Genomic DNA, 17,940 nt, shown 5'->3' on the forward strand with positions numbered 1-17,940 from the left:
TGGGCAGCGGCGCACTGGGGGCTATGGTCCGGGCGGCTGGTACGGCGGCTGGCGTGCGCCGGGCTGGGCCTCTGGCAGTCGTTCCAGCTTCGGCCTGTGGAACGGTCTGTTCCTGTGGTTCCTGCTCGACAACCTCTCACGCCCCGGCTACGCCGACTGGTTCCACAACCACCAGGGCGACCCCGGCTACGCGGAGTGGCGCGCGGAGGCGGAACGGCGCGCGCAGGGCGACCCCGATTTGCGCCAGCGCCTGGACGATCTCGACACCCGCCTGCGCGCGCAGGAGGACCGGCCGCGCGATCCCAACTATCTGCCGCCGGACATCCCGCGCGATGTCGCGCAGGCCGCGCCACAGACGTCGTCCGCCCCGGCGGAGTCCTCCGGCGGCGGCGGGAGCGGTTTGGGCACCCTGCTTCTTCTGATTGTCCTCGTCGGCGGGATGGTGGCGGCGGTGACCCTCCTGCGCCGCCGCTCGCCGGGCGCCCGATCCGGAGGTTCCGCCATGACCCGTTCGCCCTGGGGCGCCGCCGCCAGCACCGCCGCCGGCATCGTGAAGGCCAAGGCCACCGGCGCGTCCTACGAACCCTCGCTGTTCCGCGTCGGCATGACGCTGACGCCTGATCCCACGCCCTTCCTGCTGGGCGGCGGCGCGATCAAGGCCACCGCGCCGGAGGGCGCCGGCTCGATGGTCAGCGTGGCGGCCGTCGGCACGCTGACGGGCGGCGGCGTGACGCTGCACCGGCTCTATCTTCCGGGCGGGAACGGCTTCTACCAGCTTCATCTTGGAGCGGGGGGAGCGCCGGACGAATGCCGCTGGTTCAGCGTCCTGGACGAGGTGCACCCCACCGACAACGACGAATGGGGCTTCTGGCTGGACCCCGGCGATGGGATGATCGGTTACCCGCAGTTCCAGACCAAGGACGGCACGCTGTACGGGCGGCAATGGTCGCCCGGCGCGTCGCGCATTGCCCCCGTCACCTTCGACGAGACCCTGACCGACCACCGCGGCAGCCGCACCCGCCGCGTGACCGCCATGCTCTACGCCGCCCCCACCGGCGCCGCCGACCCCGCGCCCCGCACCGAATATGTGCTGGTCGCTGCGGTGGAGGACGGCGGCGAGGCGTGGGTGGAGGTCCGCGCCGGCATCGACGTCAACCCCGCTTCGCTCTCCCTCTCCTGAGTTTCCACCTGATCCCGCCAGCCCCTACGGAAGACACCATGGACACCAGCGTCGCGCAAATCCTGCAGGGACTCGAATCCGGCCTGCCGCTGCTGCTTCTGCATTTCGGAGCGACCCTGGCCCTGTTCCTGATCGGGGTGGCCGTCTACGTCGCGGTCACGCCGCTGCACGAGCGCGAGCTGCTGGCCAGCGGCAACCAGGCCGCCGGCGTGGTGCTGGGCGGCACGATGGTGGCGCTGGCGATCCCGCTGGCGGCGACGCTGGCGACCAGCCTCGTCCTGGTGGACATCCTGATCTGGGGGGCCGTTGCGCTGGTGCTGCAATTGATTACCTTCCTGATCGCCATCTGGCTGTTCCGCGACCTGCGCACGATGATCGAGTCCGGCAACGTCGCGGCGGGCACGGCGCTGGCCGGACTCCAGATCGCCGTCGCGCTGCTGAACGCCGGAGCCATGGCCGGGTGAAGACCCGCCCACACAGAGAGGAACCGCAAGCATGATCTCGTTCATCCGCAACCTCGTCGGGGTGAAGACCGATCAGGCCGTCCAGTCGGCGGTGGAGGCCCTGGTGCGCTGGGACCCGAAGGCCGCGACGGAGGCCGAACTGCGCACGATGGAGGAGCATCTCGACAGCCTCGGCCTTCAGGTCGCGCAGGCCCGCGCCGCCTATGAGAAGGAGCAGAAGGAGGCCGACGCCATCCTGCAACTCTCCCGCCAGCGCATGGCCGCCGCCGAGCATCTGCAGCGCCAGATGGAGTCGGAAGCCGACGCCGGCCGCAAGGCCCAGCTTGAAAAGAGCCTGGAAACGCTGGTGGGGATGCTGGAGCAGATGGCTCCGGACATCGACCGGGAGGAGCAGGACGCGGTGGACGCGCGCGAGTTCCTGACCATGCTGGAGACGACCTACGCCGAGGCCGGCGGCAAGCTGAAGGCCGCGCGCAGCGCGTTGCAGCGGGCCGAGCGGGACATGGGCCGCGCCGCCCAGCAGCGCGAGATGGCCGAGCAGCGGGCGGAGGCGGCCCGGCAGGCGGCGGGGCTGAGCGGCGCCACCTCCAGTCTCGGCACGGCGTTGAAGGCGATGCAGGACGCGGCGGCCCGCGACCTTGCCCAGGCGGAGGCGTCCAGCGCCAAGGCCCGCCTGCTGAAGCCGTCCAAGCCGGAGGAGGACGACCCCAACATCAAGGCGGCGCTCGACGCCGCCACGGGGGCGAAGCCGGCGCCCAGCACCCTGTCGGACCGTCTGGCCTCCCTGAAAAGCCGGCATTGAGCGGCGGGATGAATAGGTTCATCCTATCATTGAGATAGGATGAACCCTATCGATCCTATTGAATGCCTCCGCCATGATGCGAGCAGTGAAACTCTGCTCGCTGGAGGAAGCCATGCGTCGGTCTATGGCGGAGCTGTTGAACGAACTGGAACGGCACGGCGTTCGGCTGCTGCCGGGCGGCCGCCTGCAGGTGCCGGGCAACGTTCCGGCGCCGCTGCTGATGCGCGCGCACCGCAACCGCCGCGCCCTCAGCGCCGCCCTGGCACCGCTGCGCGGTTGACGGCGCGCCTCACCCCGACCTTGACCCCAGAACGTGGAGCGTTGTTCCTGCGCGGACGGCGCCCCACGTCAATGCTACGCCCCCGATGTTCCGGGCGATCCCGTGCCCTACCAGGAGACCCTGTGTGACGATCCAACTGACCACCCTCGCCAACGGATTCCGCGTGCTGACGGACCACCTGCCGCATCTCGGCACGGTGACCAGCGGCGTCTGGGTCGGCGTTGGGGCGCGCAACGAACGGCCGGCGGTGAACGGCATCGCCCATTTCCTGGAGCACATGATCTTCAAGGGAACGGAGAGCCGCGACGCGCTGGGCATCGCGCTGGAGATCGAGAACCGCGGCGGCGAGTTCAACGCCTACACGGACTACGACGTCACCGCCTATTACACGCAGATGGCGGCCAAGCACGTCGACGTCTCCTGCGAGATCATCGGCGACATCGTCCTGAACTCCGTCTTTCCGGAGGAGGAGGTGGAGAAGGAGCGCGGCGTGGTCATCCAGGAGATCGGCCGCTACGCCGACGAGCCGGAGGACGTGGTCTACGAGGCGCTTCGCCGCACCGCCTTCGACGGGCAGGCGCTGGGCCGCCCGATCCTCGGCCCGAAGGAGAACGTCGCGGGCTTCGGGCGGGACCATCTGTTCGATTACGTGTCCCACTACGACCCGCGCCGCATGGTCTATGTGGTGTCCGGCAACGTCGATCACGGCACGGTGGTGCGCCGGGCGGAGTCGTTGTTCGGTCATCTGACCGCCAAGGACGACCCCTTCCAGGAGACGGTCGTCAACAAGGGCGGGGCGGCGCTGCTGAAGCGCGACGCCGAGCAGGTGCATTTCATGGCGGCCTTCCCCGGTGTCGGCACCGAGGATTCGGCGAGCTACGCGCTGCGCCATCTCGCCAACATCCTGGGCGGCGGCATGACTTCGCGCCTGTTCCAGGAAATCCGCGAGAAGCGCGGGCTGGTCTATTCGGTCTACGCGGCGCCCATCCAGTATGCCGACGGCGGCGCGCTGAGCTTCTACGCCGGCACCGGACCGGAGGAGGTGGCGGAACTGGTGCCGGTCTTCTTCGAGGAACTGCGCAAGGCCCGCGACGGCGTGACGGCGGTGGAACTGGAGCGGTCGAAGGAGCAGATGCGCTTCTCGGTCGGCAAGTCGCTGGAATCGACCATGCGCCGCGCCGACCGCTTCGCCCGCACCCTGCTGCGCACCGGCGAGGTGCGGACCATCGAGCAGATCTTCGAGCGCATCGACGCCGTGACGCCGGAGGATGTGGCGGCTGCGGCCAACCGCGTCTTCGCCGGCCCGATGGCGGTGTCCGCGGTCGGCAAGCTGGACCATCTGCCGTCCTACGAGGACATGCAGGGGATGCTGCGGGCGGCGTGAGGGGGTGGTGTAGCGACGTATTGCCCCCTCCCTAACCCTCCCCCGCTTTGCAGGGGAGGGGATTTGGTCCCTCTCCCGCGTCAGCGGGGGAGGGAAGGGGCCCACGCGCAGCGTGGGAAGGGTGGGGGCAATGCGTCGCCCTACCAGACCACCGCCGGCAGCGCCGCGACCTTCAGCGGCCCCAGGAACAGCCCGCGGTTCTGCACGGTGACCGGGGCGGTCAGCACCGGCTCGCCGTTCGGCCCGGTGGGGCGGGCCAGCAGGCCCAGCATGGTGCGGGCCATCGCCAGCTCCTTGGGCCGGAACATGCCCTGGAGCGCGTCCAGCACCGCCTGATACCCGCGCACTTCCGCGGTCAGCGCGGCCTGCGGCTGCAAGGCGGCATCCAGCGCCAGCGTGCCGTTCATCGCCAGCTTCAGCGGTCCCCAATCCACATTCAGCCCATCGAGCTGGAGCGTGCCGCCATCGCGGCTCCAGGCCGACAGGCTGACCGGCTCCGGCTTCGGCGGCTGGCCGAGGATGCGCGCGGTCAGCAGGAGCCGCTGCACCTCGCGGCCCAGCGAATCCGGCGCGCCGTCGGGCAGGGTGGCGCCGCGCGCGTCCAGCGTGACCGACAGGCCGGTGTCGGTGTGGCTGGCCGGCGGCTCGGACGGCTGGGTGGCGGTCAGGTCCAGGGCGGCGATGGGAACGGGCAGGGCCTCGGGCTGCGCCACGAGGTTGGTGAAGGCCAATTGCGCCTCCACCGGCTGGCCGGTCAGGGTGAGGCCGACATGCCCCCGGCCGCCGTCGCGGGCGACCAGTGTGAAGGGCGTCTGGTTCGCCTGCACCACCGTCACCCGCTGCTCGCCGGGCAGCGACAGGGCGATGCGCGTGTGGTTCCAGGGCGGCGCCTCCGCCACCAGCCGGGCGCCCCGCCATTCCACATCGCGGGTGGCGAGGTGCGGCGCCTCCAGCGCGGCGCGGATGGTGAAGGGATAGCCGCCGACGCTCAGCCCGCCATGGGCCACCACGGCGCCCGCCGCCCGCTGCTCGTCCATCCAGGCGAACACGCCGCGCTCCACCGCCGCCGCGGCCTGCCACCACCACACCGAATAGGCACCGGCCAGCAGGGCCAGGGCGAGAACGGCGAAGCCCAAGATCTTCCGAACGCGCATCTGTGGCATTTCCGTTTTGTGGCACCCACCTTATAGCGGGCGGCCAGGGGCCGTGCTAGCATTCACCGTGTCGCCGCCAGTCGGCGCACGCTGCATTACTTAAGGGTCATGCTGCTCGATACGCAATCGCCTGTTGCCGAGCTTCCGGTCACCGCACCGACGCAGCGTCCGGCACCATCCGCCTCTTCCTGGTCCGCCGACATCGTCGTGACGCCCGGCGCCGACCTCTGGGTCTTCGCCTACGGCTCGCTGATGTGGAACCCGGAATTTCCCTTCCTGGAACGCCATCCGGCGGTGCTGGGCGGCTATCACCGCCGCTTCTGCGTGTCCTCCCACCGCTACCGCGGCACGCCGGAGCGGCCGGGGCTGGTGCTCGGGCTGGACCGCGGCGGCTCCTGCCGGGGCATCGTGTTCCGCGTGGCGGCGGAGCGGGTGCCGGAGACGCTGGACTGTCTGTGGGACCGGGAGATGCTGAACCGCGTCTACCGGCCAAAGCTGCTGCCGGTGCGCCCGCGCGACGGCGGGGCGCCAGTCACCGCCTGCACCTTCGTCGTGGACCGCCGTCACCGGCAATATTGCGGCTGCATGGACGAGACCGCGATGGCCGAGCGCATCGCCTGCTGCCGCGGCGAGCGCGGCCCGAACCTGGACTATCTCGCCAACACGGTTGCCCATCTGGAGGCCATCGGCATCCACGACCGCGGCCTGTGCAGCCTGCTGTCTGCGGTGCGCGCGCGGGCCGGGTAAAGCGGTGCCGGGCCGGGCGGCACCGTTGCGCAGGGCGGCGGCGCTCAGTCGTTGAGGAAGGGGTTGTAGAGGCGCTCCTCCCCGATGGTCGAGGTCGGGCCGTGGCCGGGGATGAAGGTCACGTCGTCGCCCAGCGGGAACAGCTTGCTGCGGATGGACTCGATCAGGTCGCCGTGGTTGCCCTTGGGGAAGTCGGTTCGGCCGATGGAGCCCTGGAACAGCACGTCGCCGACGATGGCGATCCGGCTGGGCTTGTGCACGAAGACCACATGGCCCGGCGTGTGGCCCGGACAGTGGTGGACGTCCAGCGTCAGGTTGCCGACCGTGACCGTGTCGCCTTCCTCCAGCCAGCGGTCCGGCGTGAAGGATCGGACCGGCGGAAAGCCGAACATCTGGCTCTGCATCGGCATGCCGTCGATCCAGAACTGGTCCTCGCGGTGCGGCCCCTCGACGGGCAGTTTCAACTCGTCGGCAAGGTCGGCGACGGCGCCGGCGTGGTCGATGTGGCCGTGGGTGACCAGGATCTTCTCCAGCGTCACGCCCTTCGACTGGGCGGCGCGCAGGATGCGCGGAAGATCGCCGCCGGGGTCGACGGCGGCGCCCCTCATCGTCTCCGGACACCAGAGCACCGTGCAGTTCTGCTGGAACGGAGTGACGGGAACGATGATGGTCTGCATGCCGCGTCCTTCGCCGGTCAATGATCAATGGTCAGGGATCGATTCGTGTTCGACCTTACGCGCCACCGTTTTCCAGGGCAAGAACCGGTACCAATTCCTGGGCAACACGGCTATATGGAGTGCACTTTATCTTTATCCCATTCCGCCGCGGGGGGCGGTGCCGGACCGAATGCTGTCGCAAAAAGCCAAATACGCCCTGCGTGCGCTGATCATGCTGGCCGAGCGGACGGACGACGAACTCGTCCTGATCGCCGAAATCGCCGAACGGGAGAACATTCCGCGCAAGTTCCTGGAAGCCATCCTGGTGGAACTGCGCAAGCACGGCCTGCTGTTCGCCAAGCGCGGCAAGAGCGGCGGCTACCGTCTGGCGCGCCCGGCGGAGGAGATTTCCTTCGGCGAGGTGATCCGGCTGATCGACGGGCATCTGGCGCCGATCCCCTGCGCCAGCAAGAATTCCTTCCGTCCCTGCGAGGACTGCATCGACCCGCCGACCTGTTCGGTGCGCTGGCTGATGGTCCAGGTGCGCGACGCCACCGCGCAGGTGCTCGACAACCAGACCCTGTCCGACGCCCTGCGCCACCGTCAGGCGACCGGCGGCCTGCCCGTCAATTTCGACATCTGATCGGTGACTTCTGATCCGGGCCTGCCGGCTTAAGGCACCAGATCCACGGCGATGAACACGCGGTCCAACGCGCGGTTCGTCGCCTCGCGCAGGATTCCCGCCTCCAGAAGCTCGTCCACCAGAAGCTGGGCGCCGCGGAAGGTGCTGCCCAGCCGCTTCTGCACCCGCCGCACGGTCAGGGCGGGCTCCTCGAACAAAAGCTCCAGCAGGTCCGGGGTGCGGGAGTTGCGGCGCTTGGCCCCAACCCGCTGGTGCCAGCCCTCCGCGATGCGGTCCAGCGACAGGGCGCGCTCGCGCTCCCGCCGCGCCGTTTCCGCCACCGTGTCGGCGAGCCACAGCCGCCATCCCTCCTCCCGCCCGCGGGCGGCGAGGCCGGCGGTCGTGCGGTCGGCGTGCAGCGAGACGGACATCGGCAGCCAGACGGCCGGCACCCGGCAGCAGCGGGCCACCGCCAGCGCCGCCATCAGCCGGGCCGAGGGCACCGCCCAGCCGGGTATCCGCAGATCGGGCGCCGGGCGCAGCAGTTCGGCCAGCATGCCCACGCCGCCGAGCAGGGCCGGCGAATCCCCGGCCTGATCCAGCCGCTTGAGCAGCGTGGCGGCCTCCGCCTCGCGGTCGGCCGAGAAGGCCAGCCGTCCGGGATCGCGGCCCGACACCTCCGCCTGAAGGCAGCGCCACAGCGCTTCCGACCACCCCAAGGTCCAGGGCGGGGGCGCGTCGTCCAGGATGGGCGCGTCGTCTCTGTCCTCCTCGTCCGACGGGAAGGCGAAGCGGGTCTCCTCCCCGGCTTCCAACGCCGCCACCGCGCGCCAGGCGTCGGCGGCGGCTCCGCTGGACAGGACCGGCGCCCGCGTGTTTCCCGCGCGGCGGGCCGGAGCGGCGATGAGCCCTTGCGTGAACCGGGCGCCCTGCCACAGCGCGCGGACCGATTGCGCCGCCCCCCGTCCGGCGGTGGGGACGAGGTCGGTGCCGATGGTCGCCACCAGGAATTCCGCCGGGTCCACCGCAACCCCGTCGAGCCGCGCCGCCGCGCAGGACTCGCGCCGCGCCGCGTCGGCCCACAGCCGGCGGCGGCGCACCGGGTCCTGCGCCACCTCCGCCAGCCGGCCGAGCGCGCGTTCGGCCTCCAGAAGAGCGGTCAGCAATGCGGGGGAGAGGGGCTGGACTGTTGCGGACATGGCCGTTCGGGACAGGAGGCGGGAAGGGCGCGCATGATAGCGATCCGACGCATCGCTTCCAGCCCGATCCGTGAGGGAATGATTTTACAGTAAGATGTGAAATTAACGCGGATTGGCGTGGGAAATGACAAAAAACAGCCTTGCGGCATCCGAGGAATCATGCAAACTCTAGGAGGCAAATGGATATTTCATATACATTATAAAGAGTGTGGATACGGCGCGAACGCCGGGTTTGTGAACAGCGGTGCGGCGCATGGTCTTCGGGTCGGTGCCGCCCCCCAATGAACCATACCGAGGGAGTGTGCCATGTCGTTTCGTGATCGGCTCTCCGCGCTCCGCGCGAACCGGTTTTCCGTTGGCCGGCTCTCCGCAGGCCGCCTGTCCGCAATGGCCGCGGGTGTTGCCCTCGCCATGCTGACCATCGCGCCCGCCAAGGCGCAGACCACGCTGCTGAACGTCTCCTACGACCCCACCCGTGAATTCTATGTGGAGTTCAACAAGGCGTTCGCCAAGAAATGGCAGGTGGAAAACGGCCAGACGGTCACCGTCAAGCAGTCGCACGGCGGGTCGGGCAAGCAGGCGCGCTCGGTCATCGACGGGCTGGACGCCGACGTGGTGACGCTGGCGCTGGCCTACGACATCGACGCCATCGCCGACTCCGGCGCCCTGCCGAAGACGTGGCAGACGCGCCTGCCCAACAACAGCTCCCCCTACACCTCGACGATCGTTTTCCTGGTCCGCAAGGGCAACCCGAAGCAGATCAAGGACTGGGACGACCTGCTGAAGCCGGGCGTCCAGGTCATCACCCCGAACCCGAAGACCTCGGGCGGGGCGCGCTGGAACTATCTGGCGGCCTGGGCCTATTCGCTGGAGAAGAACGGCAACGACGAGGCCAAGGCCAAGCAGTTCGTCGCCGACCTGTTCAAGAACGTGCCGGTGCTGGACAGCGGCGCCCGTGGCTCCACCGTCACCTTCACCCAGCGGCAGCTCGGCGACGTGCTGCTGGCCTGGGAGAACGAGGCCTTCCTGTCGCTCCAGGAGTTCGGCGCCGACAAATTCGACATCGTCGTGCCCTCCCTGTCGATCCTGGCGGAGCCGCCGGTCACGGTCGTCGACTCGGTGGTGGACCGCAAGGGAACGCGCAAGGCGGCGGAAGCCTACCTGAACTTCCTCTACAGCCCCGAGGCGCAGGAGATCGCCGCGAAGAACTTCTACCGCCCGCGCCTGCCGGAGGTCGCTGCACGGTATGCGGATCGCTTCCCGAATGTTAAGCTTGTGACCATCGACGGTTCCTTCGGGGGCTGGCGCACGGCGCAGGAGAAGCACTTCGCGGATGGCGGCGTCTTCGACCAGATCTATCAGAAGGGCCGCTGACCCGTGGTCGCGGCAACCACGAGCGACGCCGTGCTTCCCAATTCGGGGGGCACGGTGTTGAGCGTTCTTCGGAAGCCCAGCGTCCTTCCCGGATTCGGGCTGACCCTGGGATTCACGCTGACCTATCTGTCCCTGATCGTCCTGCTGCCGCTGGCCGCGCTGGCGCTGAAGGCGGCGGGGCTGGGCTGGTCCGGCTTCTGGGACGCGGTGCTGACGCCGCGCGTCCTGGCCGCCTTCAAGGTCAGCTTCGGGCTGTCGCTGGCCGCCGCCGCGATCAACGCCGTCTTCGGCTTCATCGTCGCCTGGGTGCTGGTGCGCTATCGCTTTCCCGGCGACCGGATCGTCGATGCGCTGGTGGACTTGCCCTTCGCCCTGCCCACCGCGGTGGCCGGCATCGCGCTCAGCGCGCTCTACGCGCCCAACGGCTGGATCGGCTCCCTGCTGATGGAGTGGTTCGGGCTGCGGGTGGCCTTCACGCCGCTGGGCATCGCCATCGCCCTGACATTCATCGGCCTGCCCTTCGTGGTGCGCACCGTGCAGCCGATCCTTCAGGACCTGCCGCCGGAGGAGGAGGAGGCCGCCGCGGCGCTGGGCGCCACGCGCTGGCAGGCCTTCCGCCGGGTGGTGTTCCCGGCGCTGCTGCCGGCGCTGCTGACCGGCTTCGCCCTGGCCTTCGCCCGCGGGGTGGGGGAGTACGGCTCGGTGATCTTCATCGCCGGCAACATCCCCGGCCTGTCGGAGATCCTTCCGCTGCTGATCGTCATCAAGCTGGAGCAGTACGACTATGCCGGCGCCGCCGCGGTCGGCGTTCTGATGCTGATGGCATCCTTCATTCTGCTGCTGGCCCTGAACCTGCTGCAAGCCTGGATGAGGTCGCGCCATGCTCGTTAAGAAGGCCGTCGGCTTCACGCCGGCGCTGGCCGACAGCCGCTGGGTGAAGGGGCTTCTGATCGCCACGGCGCTGGGCTTCCTGCTGCTGTTCCTGGTCCTGCCGCTGGTGTCGGTCTTCGTCGAGGCGCTGCGCCGCGGCACCGACGCCTACTGGGCGGCCCTGATGGAGCCGGACGCGGTGGCGGCGATCAAGCTGACGCTGATCGTCGCGGCCATCGCCGTGCCGATGAACCTCCTCTTCGGCGTGGCGGCGTCCTGGTGCATCGCCAAGTTCGACTTCCGCGGCAAGGACGTGCTGATCACGCTGATCGACCTGCCGTTCTCGGTGTCGCCGGTGATCTCCGGCTTGATCTACGTGCTGCTGTTCGGGTTGCACGGGCTGATGGGGCCGTTCCTGAAGTCGCAGGGCATCCAGATCATCTTCGCGGTGCCGGGGCTGGTGCTCGCCACCGTCTTCGTCACCTTCCCCTTCGTCGCCCGCGAGCTGATCCCGCTGATGCAGGAGCAGGGCAACGAGGAGGAGGAGGCGGCGCTGGTGCTGGGCGCGTCCGGCTGGCAGACCTTCTGGCGCGTCACCCTGCCCAACATCAAATGGGGCCTGCTGTACGGCGTCCTGCTGTGCAACGCCCGCGCGATGGGCGAGTTCGGCGCGGTGTCGGTGGTGTCCGGCCACATCCGGGGCGAGACCAACACGATGCCCCTGCATGTCGAGATCCTTTACAACGAATACAACTTGGTCGCTGCCTTCGCGGTGGCCTCGGTGCTGGCCATGCTCGCCCTCGTCACGCTGGTCGTGAAGACGGTGCTGGAATGGCGCTTCGGGGCTGAGCTGGCGGCCACCCGGCATTGAGGCGACGCACGTCATGGCGATCCAGGTTTCCGGCATCACCAAGCAATTCGGCAGTTTCCGCGCGCTCGACGCGGTGGACCTCGAAGTCCGCTCGGGCGAGCTTCTGGCCCTGCTCGGCCCGTCGGGGTCGGGCAAGACGACCCTTCTGCGCATCATGGCGGGGCTGGAGTTCGCCGATTCCGGCAGCCTCCTGCTCAACGGGGAGGAGGCGCTGAGCCTGACCCCGCGCGAGCGGCAGGTCGGCTTCGTCTTCCAGCACTACGCGCTGTTCCGCCACATGACCGTCTTCGAGAACGTGGCCTTCGGGATGAAGGTGCGGCCACGCGGCCAGCGCCCGACCTCCACCGAGATCAAGCGGCGCGTCATGGAGCTGCTGGAACTGGTCCAGCTCGCCCATTTCGCCGACCGCTACCCGGCGCAGCTTTCCGGGGGGCAGCGGCAGCGCGTGGCGCTGGCCCGCGCGCTCGCCATCGAGCCGAAGGTGCTGCTGCTCGACGAGCCGTTCGGCGCGCTCGACGCCAAGGTGCGCAAGGAGCTGCGGCGCTGGCTGCGCAAACTGCACGAGGACATCCACATCACCTCCGTCTTCGTCACCCACGACCAGGAGGAGGCACTGGAGCTGGCCGACCGCGTGGTGGTCATGAGCCAGGGCCGGATCGAGCAGGTGGGCAGCCCGGCGGACGTCTACGACCGTCCGGCCTCGGCCTTCGTTTATGAATTCCTCGGACAGGTGAACCGCTTCGACTGCGTGGTGGCGGACGGGGTGGCGCGGACGGCCAATGGGGCGCTGTCCATCCCCGCCGACGGCACGGTCCGCGGCCCGGCCATCGCCTATGTGCGCCCGCACGACCTGGGCCTCAGCCCCAGCGCCGCCGGGCCGGGTCGGGTGTCGGGCATCCATGTGGTGGGGCCGGACGCGCGGATCGAGATCGACCTCGCCGGCCTGCCGCTGGAGGCCGAGATGGACCGCGAGCGGCTGACCGCTCTGGGCCTGCGCCTCGGCGATCAGTGCGCCGTCCACATCGACCGCGCCCGCGTCTTTCCGCAGCCCTGACGGCATGAGGAGGGTCCCGACCCACCCGCGAAAAGGGGCGGGGAGGGTGCCCGTCCTCATGCGAACGGGGGCCTTGCGACCCATTGAGCCTGCCCCGTCCGGGCCTTGGACTAAGTCCGATGCCGACTCGTAACGCCATTGCCTTCTGGCGATGCGGACGGCGGATGTGTTGAGCCTTCCGCATTGCACCAAATGCAGGAGGCTCCGGTGGACCATTCAGGACTGTCGCAGGCCACCGGCCCCGCCGCCCTGCGGACGGACGCCGGGGCCGGAGCCTGGTCGCCGCCGCTGCTGCTCGTGCTGCCGGTGATCCTGGCGCTGCTTCTGCTGCCGCTCATCCTGGTGGAGATGCCGCCGCTGCTCGACTACCCGAACCATCTGGCGCGGGTGGACGTGCTGCTGCATTACCGGACCGACCCCTTTCTGGGCGACCATTACACCGCCTCCTTGACGCCGGTCCCGAACCTGCTGATGGAGGCGGTGATGCTGCCGCTGGCCAGCGTTCTGCCGCTGTACGTCGCCGGGCGAGTCTACATGGCGCTGTCCGGGCTGCTGACCCTGTTCGGGGCGATGCTGCTGAACCGCACGCTGTTCGGCCGGTGGAGCCTGTGGCCGCTGTGCGGCGCGCTGTTCATCTACAACGCCACGCTGATCGGCGGCTTCATGAGCTTCTCGCTCGGCCTCGGCTTCCTGCTGGTCGGGCTGTCGCTGTGGATCGCGCTGGCGGGGCGGCGCTGGCAGGTGCCGGTGGGGATGGGCTGCGCCCTGTTCCTCTACTTCGCCCACGCCATCGTGCTCGGCTCCTTCCTGCTCTGCCTGTTCGCGGTGGAGGCCGTGAAATATGTGGGGCAGGGGCGCAAGCCGCCGACGCTCGCCAACCTCGGGCGCGACGCCCTGCGCTTCGCCGCGCTGCTGGCCCTACCCGTGGCGCTGTTCGCCGGCACGGTGGGGACGCACCTCCTGCAGTCCGACGCGGCGGCGGTGGGCGCCCGCGACAGCACGCCGGTCCTGCTCCTGAAGGAAATCTACTGGCGGCTGAAGAAGCTGACCGAGTTGAAGCAGTGGGGGTACCGGCTGCACGACATGCTGGCCCCGGTGCTGAACTACAACACGCTGCTCGACGCGGCGACCCTGCTGCTGATCCTGGGCGGCATGGCGGCGGCGCGTCTGGCCGGCTGGCTGCGCGCGTCGCCGGCGATGCTGCTGGCGGCGGGGCTGTTCGCTCTGGCCTTCTTCGTCGTGCCGGACCCCTTCTTCGGCACCTATTTCGTGTCGATCCGCTTCTGGATCCTCGCGGCCTTCCTGCTGGTCGCCGGCACCGATATCCGCTTTCCCTCGGCCCGAGCCGCCGCGGTCTTCGCCGCCGGGCTGCTCGCCCTGTTGACGGTGCGGACCGGCGTGCTGACGCTCAACTGGCTGGCCTACGAGGACGATGTGGCCGACCTGCGCCGCGCCATGGAGCGGATCGAGCCCGGACGCTCCGTCCTGATCGCCTGGGCGGGGCAGGAGGCCGGCTGCTGCAACACGCGGGAGTTCCTGCTCACCCAGCCGCCCTGGCGGCACGCGCTGGTCATGCTGCCCAGCCTGATCCATCTGCCGTCGTTGATCACCGTGGAGCGGCGCGCCTTCGTCCCGACCCTGTTCAGCCACCCCGGCAAGCAGCCGCTGACGGTGACCCAGCCCTATCGCGACCGTTGCATGGCGATCTACGAGGGGGTGCCGGTGGACGTGCGCCTGCTTTCCCGCCCCGGGGAGGCGACGCTGCGCGACCATGTGGAACCGTGCCCGCACTACATCGGCTGGCGGGACAAATACGATTACGTGCTGGTGATGTTGTCCAACGCCTTCCACGCGGCCGGGCTGACGCTGCCGCCGGGCGCGCAGGAGGTCTATCGCGGCAGCGTCTTCGACCTGTGGCGGGTCGAACGCTGAGGCGATCACTCAATCGTTCTGCCCGGCCGGCTCGCTGAGCGCGTCGTAGCCGCGGTCGCGGACGCTCTTCAGGCTCCGGTCGATGGTCTCGGCGTCCAGCCCGGCGGTGCGCAGCACGAGGCTGGCGAGTTGCAGGCTGGCCTCCAGCGTTTCCGGCACCACGGCGCTGGCTCCGGCCCTCTTCAGCCGCGCGCCGCGGTCGAGATCGTGGGCGCGGGCGGCGATGGCCAGGCGCGGGGCGGCCCGGCGGATCGCTTCCACGGCGCGCTCGGCCATGTCGGGGCGGTTGACGGTGATGACGGCGGCCCGCGCCCGCTCGATCCCGGCGGCGCGCAGCACACCGATCTGGCTGGAGTCGCCGTAATAGACCGGCAGCCCCTCGGCCCGCGCCGCCGCCACCCGCTGCGGGTCGAGGTCGAGCGCGACGTAGGGAATGTCGTGGGTGCGCAGCAGCCGCGCCACGGCGCGCCCGACCCGGCCGTAGCCGGCGATCAGCACATGGCCGGTGATGTCGCTGGTCTCCACCCCGAAGGCCTCGGCGCCGTAGCGGGCCTCGACCTTCTGGGCCAGCCGCTGGGCGATGGCGCCGACCAGCGGCGTGACCGCCATGCTGAGCGCCACGCAGGAGGACAGCAGCAGCCCGGTCTCGCCCTCCAGCACCGCCAGCCGCGTCGCCTTGCCGATCAGCACGAAGGCGAACTCGCCGCCTTGCGACAGCAGCAGCCCGATGCGCAGCGAGGTCGCCAGCCCGAGCCCCGACAGGCGGCAGAGCAGGAACAGCAGGATGCTCTTGCCGACCAGAAGCGCCGCGGTCACCATCAGGATGTCGTCGGCGCGCTGGAGCATGGCCGGCAGGTCCAGCGTCATGCCCACGGTCATGAAGAACAGGCCGAGCAGCAGGCCGCGGAACGGCTCGATGTCGGCCTCCACCTGATGGCGGTAGGCGGTGTCGGCCATCAGCATGCCGGCCAGGAAGGCGCCCAGCGCCATCGACATGCCGGCCGCCGCCGTCAGCCAGGCGACCGCCAGGACGACCAGAAGGTTGGTCGCCGTGAAGACCTCCGGGCTCTTGGCCGAGGCCACGAAGTGATAGACCGGGCGCACCACGAAGCGGCCCAGCAGCATGATGGCGCCGATCGCCGCGACGGCCTTGACCCCGGCCAGGGCGAGCGCCCAGGGAATGCTGGTGTCGCCGCCGGCCAGCAGGGGCAGCAGGGTCAGCAGCGGGACGACGGCCAGATCCTGGAAGATCAGCACGGCGACCGACACGCGCCCGAACCGCGCCACCGTCTCGCCGCGCTCGACCAGCAGCTTCAGCACCGTGGCGGTGGAGGAAAAGGCCAGCATGCCGCCGATCACCAGCGCCGCCGCCATGCCCTCGCCCAGCGCGTAGGCGACGGCCGCGATGGCGGCGCTGGTCAGGACGACCTGCATCAGCCCCAGCCCGAAGATGTAGCGCCGCATCGCCCGCAGGCGCGACAGCGGCAACTCCAGCCCGATGGCGAAGAGGAGGAAGACCACCCCGAATTCGGACAGGACCTGGGGAAGCTCCATGTCCACCACCGGCCCCGGCGTGTGCGGACCCAGCAGAGCCCCGCCCACCAGATAGCCAAGCACCGCGGGGATGCGCAGCGCCTGGAACAGGGGGACGATCACCACCGCCGCCAGCAGCAGGAACAGGACGTCGAAAAGCAGTTTGGGATCGTGCATGGCCGCGCGCTGGCTGGGTCGGGCCGGACGCCGGCCGTCCGGGACGGCGTCTGTATGCGGCGCAAACCGGACCACCGCAAGCGCAGCGGGTGTGCGAACGATCGGAACGCGCAAAAAAAGTCCCGCAGCGGGGAAAAAAGATCGCGCTGTGGCCGCGATGCCGCGGCGTCAGGCGGCGCGGGCGGCCAGCAGCTCGTTCACGGCGACGGTCAACTCGCTGGTGTCGAAGGGCTTGTAAAGCACGCGGTCGGCGCCGTGCATGGCCGACAAATTCAGCGAGAAGGCCGCTGGAAAATCGTCCGTGCCGCCGGACATGGCGATGATGGCTGGGGCGACGATGGCTGGGGCGATGATGGTCGGGCTCGCGGAAGCGTCGCGGGCGCGCAGGCGGCGGATCAGCTCGATCCCGTCCAGGCCCGGCATCATCATGTCGACGATGGCGAGGTCGAAGGGCTCGCGCTCCAGCATGGATAGGCCGGACAGGCCGTCATGGACCTCCTCCACATGGTGGCCCTGCGTTTCCAGCGTCATGCGCAGCAGCGCCGTAAAGGCCGGAACGTCGTCGATCACCAGAATTCGGGCCATGGGCTCCGTCGCTCCCAATGCGATGGCGTGAAGTGCGGATGGCGGGGCGGTCAGTCCGCGGCGGCGCCGTTGCGACCGGTGTGACCGGTGGCGTCCAGCGTTCCGCTGTCGCGCTCCCCGCTCTCGGTGCGGCGGGACAGCAGCGTGCGCAACAGTTCGTCCAGTCCGGATGCCAGGGCGCCGTGTTGGGCTGGCGCCAAACCGTCGATTGCCGCGACCAGCTCGTTCAGCGGGTCGTTGGCGAGCATGGTCCGCCCCCGCGTCGTGAGGGTCAACCGGATGGAGCGGCGGTCGGTCTCGCTGGGGTGCCGCTCCAGCAGACCCTTCTTCAGGAGGGCCGCGATGGTCTGGCTGGCCGTGCCCTTGGTCGTCCCGTGATGGCGCGCGAAGGCCACGACGTTGCGGGCGCTCGCGTTCGCCTGGGCGAAGTAACGCAACGCCGCCCACTGGGCCGGATTCAGCCCATCCGTAAAGGCGAGGCTGGCGGTCGTCCGCAGAACCTGCGCCATGACCTCGGCGGTCGCGCGCGCGCTTGGGCGCATGCCGGCTTCCTCTGTGCCTGCGGTTTTGGTGTGAAACCATAAGGGGGCGGCATGGGGGCTGTCCAGCCGTCGCGGTGCCCCCTGGTCATCGCCGGCCCAGAGTCGAATCTGTCGCCGGGCGAGTCTTTTTGCTGGATCGACAGCGAGCGCTGCCCTATACAGCGCCTCCCTCGCCGGACGCGGTCCGGAGGGGGCGCCCCGAAAGACTGGAGGGGTGGAAGGTCAGGGCGCTGGCCGATCCGTTTTCCGCCCCAGGCGGCCTAGGCGGTTCGGTGAATACGAAACAAAGGGCTTGACGCTCTCTGCCGTAAGCGCTAGATTGACCCTCCGCTGGCACGAACGATCGTTTGTGCTTCTCCGGTCTTCGAAAACCCGATGACGACCACGGCCAGTTCGCCGATCGTCATTTTGCGTGGTTCGCCGGGCGATGGATCTTTGACATCGTTGATCATGAAAATCGAGAAGGGATGCGCAGGCGGCGGTTTTGACCGTTGGCCGCGGACCGGTTCCGGAA

The 17,940-nt window shown here is 69.5% G+C and carries 19 protein-coding genes; 12 read left to right on the top strand and 7 right to left on the bottom strand.

What is annotated here, in order from left to right; genetic code table 11:
- The 5 genes from DXK32_RS29495 to DXK32_RS29510 all read left to right on the top strand — a co-directional run.
- Positions 1-1,180: DUF2491 family protein (locus tag DXK32_RS29495; protein ID WP_114861755.1), on the top strand; the 1,180-nt coding region annotated here is incomplete at its 5' end.
- A 38-nt stretch (positions 1,181-1,218) separates the two neighbouring features.
- Positions 1,219-1,644 carry a DUF350 domain-containing protein gene (locus DXK32_RS29500; RefSeq protein ID WP_114861756.1) on the top strand — a complete coding sequence of 142 codons (426 nt, stop codon included), beginning with the start codon at positions 1,219-1,221 and terminating at the stop codon, positions 1,642-1,644.
- Positions 1,645-1,675: 31 nt separating this feature from the next.
- Positions 1,676-2,446 carry a hypothetical protein gene (locus DXK32_RS29505; protein WP_114861757.1) on the top strand — a complete coding sequence of 257 codons (771 nt, stop codon included), beginning with the start codon at positions 1,676-1,678 and terminating at the stop codon, positions 2,444-2,446.
- 112 nt (positions 2,447-2,558) lie between these two features.
- Complete coding sequence (locus DXK32_RS32805) at positions 2,559-2,726, top strand: hypothetical protein (RefSeq protein WP_205215861.1); 168 nt, start codon at positions 2,559-2,561, stop codon at positions 2,724-2,726.
- Positions 2,727-2,850: 124 nt separating this feature from the next.
- On the top strand, positions 2,851-4,110 hold the full coding sequence (locus tag DXK32_RS29510; protein WP_114861758.1) for a M16 family metallopeptidase: 1,260 nt from the start codon (positions 2,851-2,853) through the stop codon (positions 4,108-4,110).
- Positions 4,111-4,250: 140 nt separating this feature from the next.
- On the opposite strand, the gene DXK32_RS29515 is transcribed toward DXK32_RS29510, so the two are convergent.
- The gene (locus tag DXK32_RS29515) at positions 4,251-5,264 is read right to left on the bottom strand and encodes a DUF2125 domain-containing protein (protein WP_114861759.1); all 1,014 of its coding nucleotides are present in this window, start codon (positions 5,262-5,264) and stop codon (positions 4,251-4,253) included.
- Positions 5,265-5,372: 108 nt separating this feature from the next.
- Here DXK32_RS29515 and DXK32_RS29520 point away from each other — a divergent pair, with 108 nt between their 5' ends.
- Positions 5,373-6,011, top strand: coding sequence for a gamma-glutamylcyclotransferase (locus DXK32_RS29520; RefSeq protein WP_114861760.1), 639 nt, complete (start codon positions 5,373-5,375; stop codon positions 6,009-6,011).
- 44 nt (positions 6,012-6,055) lie between these two features.
- Here the strand turns inward: DXK32_RS29520 and DXK32_RS29525 are convergent, their stop codons facing one another.
- Complete coding sequence (locus DXK32_RS29525; protein WP_114861761.1) at positions 6,056-6,688, bottom strand: MBL fold metallo-hydrolase; 633 nt, start codon at positions 6,686-6,688, stop codon at positions 6,056-6,058.
- Between the two features lie 169 nt (positions 6,689-6,857).
- On the opposite strand from DXK32_RS29525, the gene DXK32_RS29530 reads away from it, so the two are divergent.
- Positions 6,858-7,310 (top strand): RrF2 family transcriptional regulator, encoded by a 453-nt coding sequence (locus DXK32_RS29530; RefSeq protein WP_014198135.1) that lies wholly within the window; start codon positions 6,858-6,860, stop codon positions 7,308-7,310.
- A 29-nt stretch (positions 7,311-7,339) separates the two neighbouring features.
- Here DXK32_RS29530 and DXK32_RS29535 read toward each other — a convergent pair whose 3' ends face one another.
- Positions 7,340-8,488 (bottom strand): hypothetical protein, encoded by a 1,149-nt coding sequence (locus DXK32_RS29535; RefSeq protein ID WP_114861762.1) that lies wholly within the window; start codon positions 8,486-8,488, stop codon positions 7,340-7,342.
- Between the two features lie 387 nt (positions 8,489-8,875).
- Between DXK32_RS29535 and DXK32_RS29540 the strand changes: the two genes are divergently transcribed.
- From DXK32_RS29540 to DXK32_RS29565, 5 genes are all read left to right on the top strand, one after another.
- Positions 8,876-9,862, top strand: coding sequence for a sulfate ABC transporter substrate-binding protein (locus tag DXK32_RS29540; RefSeq protein WP_247877402.1), 987 nt, complete (start codon positions 8,876-8,878; stop codon positions 9,860-9,862).
- A gap of 57 nt (positions 9,863-9,919) precedes the next feature.
- On the top strand, positions 9,920-10,753 hold the full coding sequence (gene cysT / locus DXK32_RS29545) for a sulfate ABC transporter permease subunit CysT (protein WP_247877403.1): 834 nt from the start codon (positions 9,920-9,922) through the stop codon (positions 10,751-10,753).
- Entirely contained in the window at positions 10,743-11,603 is an 861-nt protein-coding gene (gene cysW / locus DXK32_RS29550) for a sulfate ABC transporter permease subunit CysW (RefSeq protein ID WP_114861765.1), read from the top strand. Before cysT ends, cysW begins: the two co-directional genes overlap by 11 nt.
- Positions 11,604-11,616: 13 nt before the next feature.
- On the top strand, positions 11,617-12,657 hold the full coding sequence (locus DXK32_RS29555) for a sulfate/molybdate ABC transporter ATP-binding protein (RefSeq protein ID WP_114861766.1): 1,041 nt from the start codon (positions 11,617-11,619) through the stop codon (positions 12,655-12,657).
- Between the two features lie 207 nt (positions 12,658-12,864).
- Positions 12,865-14,589, top strand: coding sequence for a hypothetical protein (locus tag DXK32_RS29565; RefSeq protein WP_247877404.1), 1,725 nt, complete (start codon positions 12,865-12,867; stop codon positions 14,587-14,589).
- 9 nt (positions 14,590-14,598) lie between these two features.
- On the opposite strand, the gene DXK32_RS29570 is transcribed toward DXK32_RS29565, so the two are convergent.
- From DXK32_RS29570 to DXK32_RS32810, 4 genes are all read right to left on the bottom strand, one after another.
- Entirely contained in the window at positions 14,599-16,299 is a 1,701-nt protein-coding gene (locus tag DXK32_RS29570; RefSeq protein ID WP_114861768.1) for a monovalent cation:proton antiporter-2 (CPA2) family protein, read from the bottom strand.
- Positions 16,300-16,467: 168 nt separating this feature from the next.
- Positions 16,468-16,884, bottom strand: a complete 417-nt coding sequence (locus DXK32_RS29575) for a response regulator transcription factor (RefSeq protein WP_114861769.1) — start codon at positions 16,882-16,884, stop codon at positions 16,468-16,470.
- Between the two features lie 50 nt (positions 16,885-16,934).
- Positions 16,935-17,426, bottom strand: a complete 492-nt coding sequence (locus tag DXK32_RS29580) for a MarR family winged helix-turn-helix transcriptional regulator (protein WP_114861770.1) — start codon at positions 17,424-17,426, stop codon at positions 16,935-16,937.
- Positions 17,427-17,740: 314 nt separating this feature from the next.
- On the bottom strand, positions 17,741-17,940 hold a 200-nt coding region (locus DXK32_RS32810), incomplete at its 5' end, for a hypothetical protein (RefSeq protein WP_205215862.1).

Source organism: Azospirillum brasilense, from assembly GCF_003349955.1.
GTDB classification, from domain to species: Bacteria; Pseudomonadota; Alphaproteobacteria; order Azospirillales; family Azospirillaceae; genus Azospirillum; species Azospirillum brasilense_B.

Coding starts and splice junctions, on each gene's coding strand:
- DXK32_RS29500 (WP_114861756.1), top strand. CDS start 1,219: ATGGACACCAGCGTCGCGCAAATCCTGCAGGGACTCGAATCCGGCCTG.
- DXK32_RS29505 (WP_114861757.1), top strand. CDS start 1,676: ATGATCTCGTTCATCCGCAACCTCGTCGGGGTGAAGACCGATCAGGCC.
- DXK32_RS32805 (WP_205215861.1), top strand. CDS start 2,559: ATGCGTCGGTCTATGGCGGAGCTGTTGAACGAACTGGAACGGCACGGC.
- DXK32_RS29515 (WP_114861759.1), bottom strand. CDS start 5,264: ATGCGCGTTCGGAAGATCTTGGGCTTCGCCGTTCTCGCCCTGGCCCTG.
- DXK32_RS29520 (WP_114861760.1), top strand. CDS start 5,373: ATGCTGCTCGATACGCAATCGCCTGTTGCCGAGCTTCCGGTCACCGCA.
- DXK32_RS29525 (WP_114861761.1), bottom strand. CDS start 6,688: ATGCAGACCATCATCGTTCCCGTCACTCCGTTCCAGCAGAACTGCACG.
- DXK32_RS29530 (WP_014198135.1), top strand. CDS start 6,858: ATGCTGTCGCAAAAAGCCAAATACGCCCTGCGTGCGCTGATCATGCTG.
- DXK32_RS29535 (WP_114861762.1), bottom strand. CDS start 8,488: ATGTCCGCAACAGTCCAGCCCCTCTCCCCCGCATTGCTGACCGCTCTT.
- DXK32_RS29540 (WP_247877402.1), top strand. CDS start 8,876: ATGGCCGCGGGTGTTGCCCTCGCCATGCTGACCATCGCGCCCGCCAAG.
- cysW (WP_114861765.1), top strand. CDS start 10,743: ATGCTCGTTAAGAAGGCCGTCGGCTTCACGCCGGCGCTGGCCGACAGC.
- DXK32_RS29555 (WP_114861766.1), top strand. CDS start 11,617: ATGGCGATCCAGGTTTCCGGCATCACCAAGCAATTCGGCAGTTTCCGC.
- DXK32_RS29570 (WP_114861768.1), bottom strand. CDS start 16,299: ATGCACGATCCCAAACTGCTTTTCGACGTCCTGTTCCTGCTGCTGGCG.
- DXK32_RS29575 (WP_114861769.1), bottom strand. CDS start 16,884: ATGGCCCGAATTCTGGTGATCGACGACGTTCCGGCCTTTACGGCGCTG.
- DXK32_RS29580 (WP_114861770.1), bottom strand. CDS start 17,426: ATGCGCCCAAGCGCGCGCGCGACCGCCGAGGTCATGGCGCAGGTTCTG.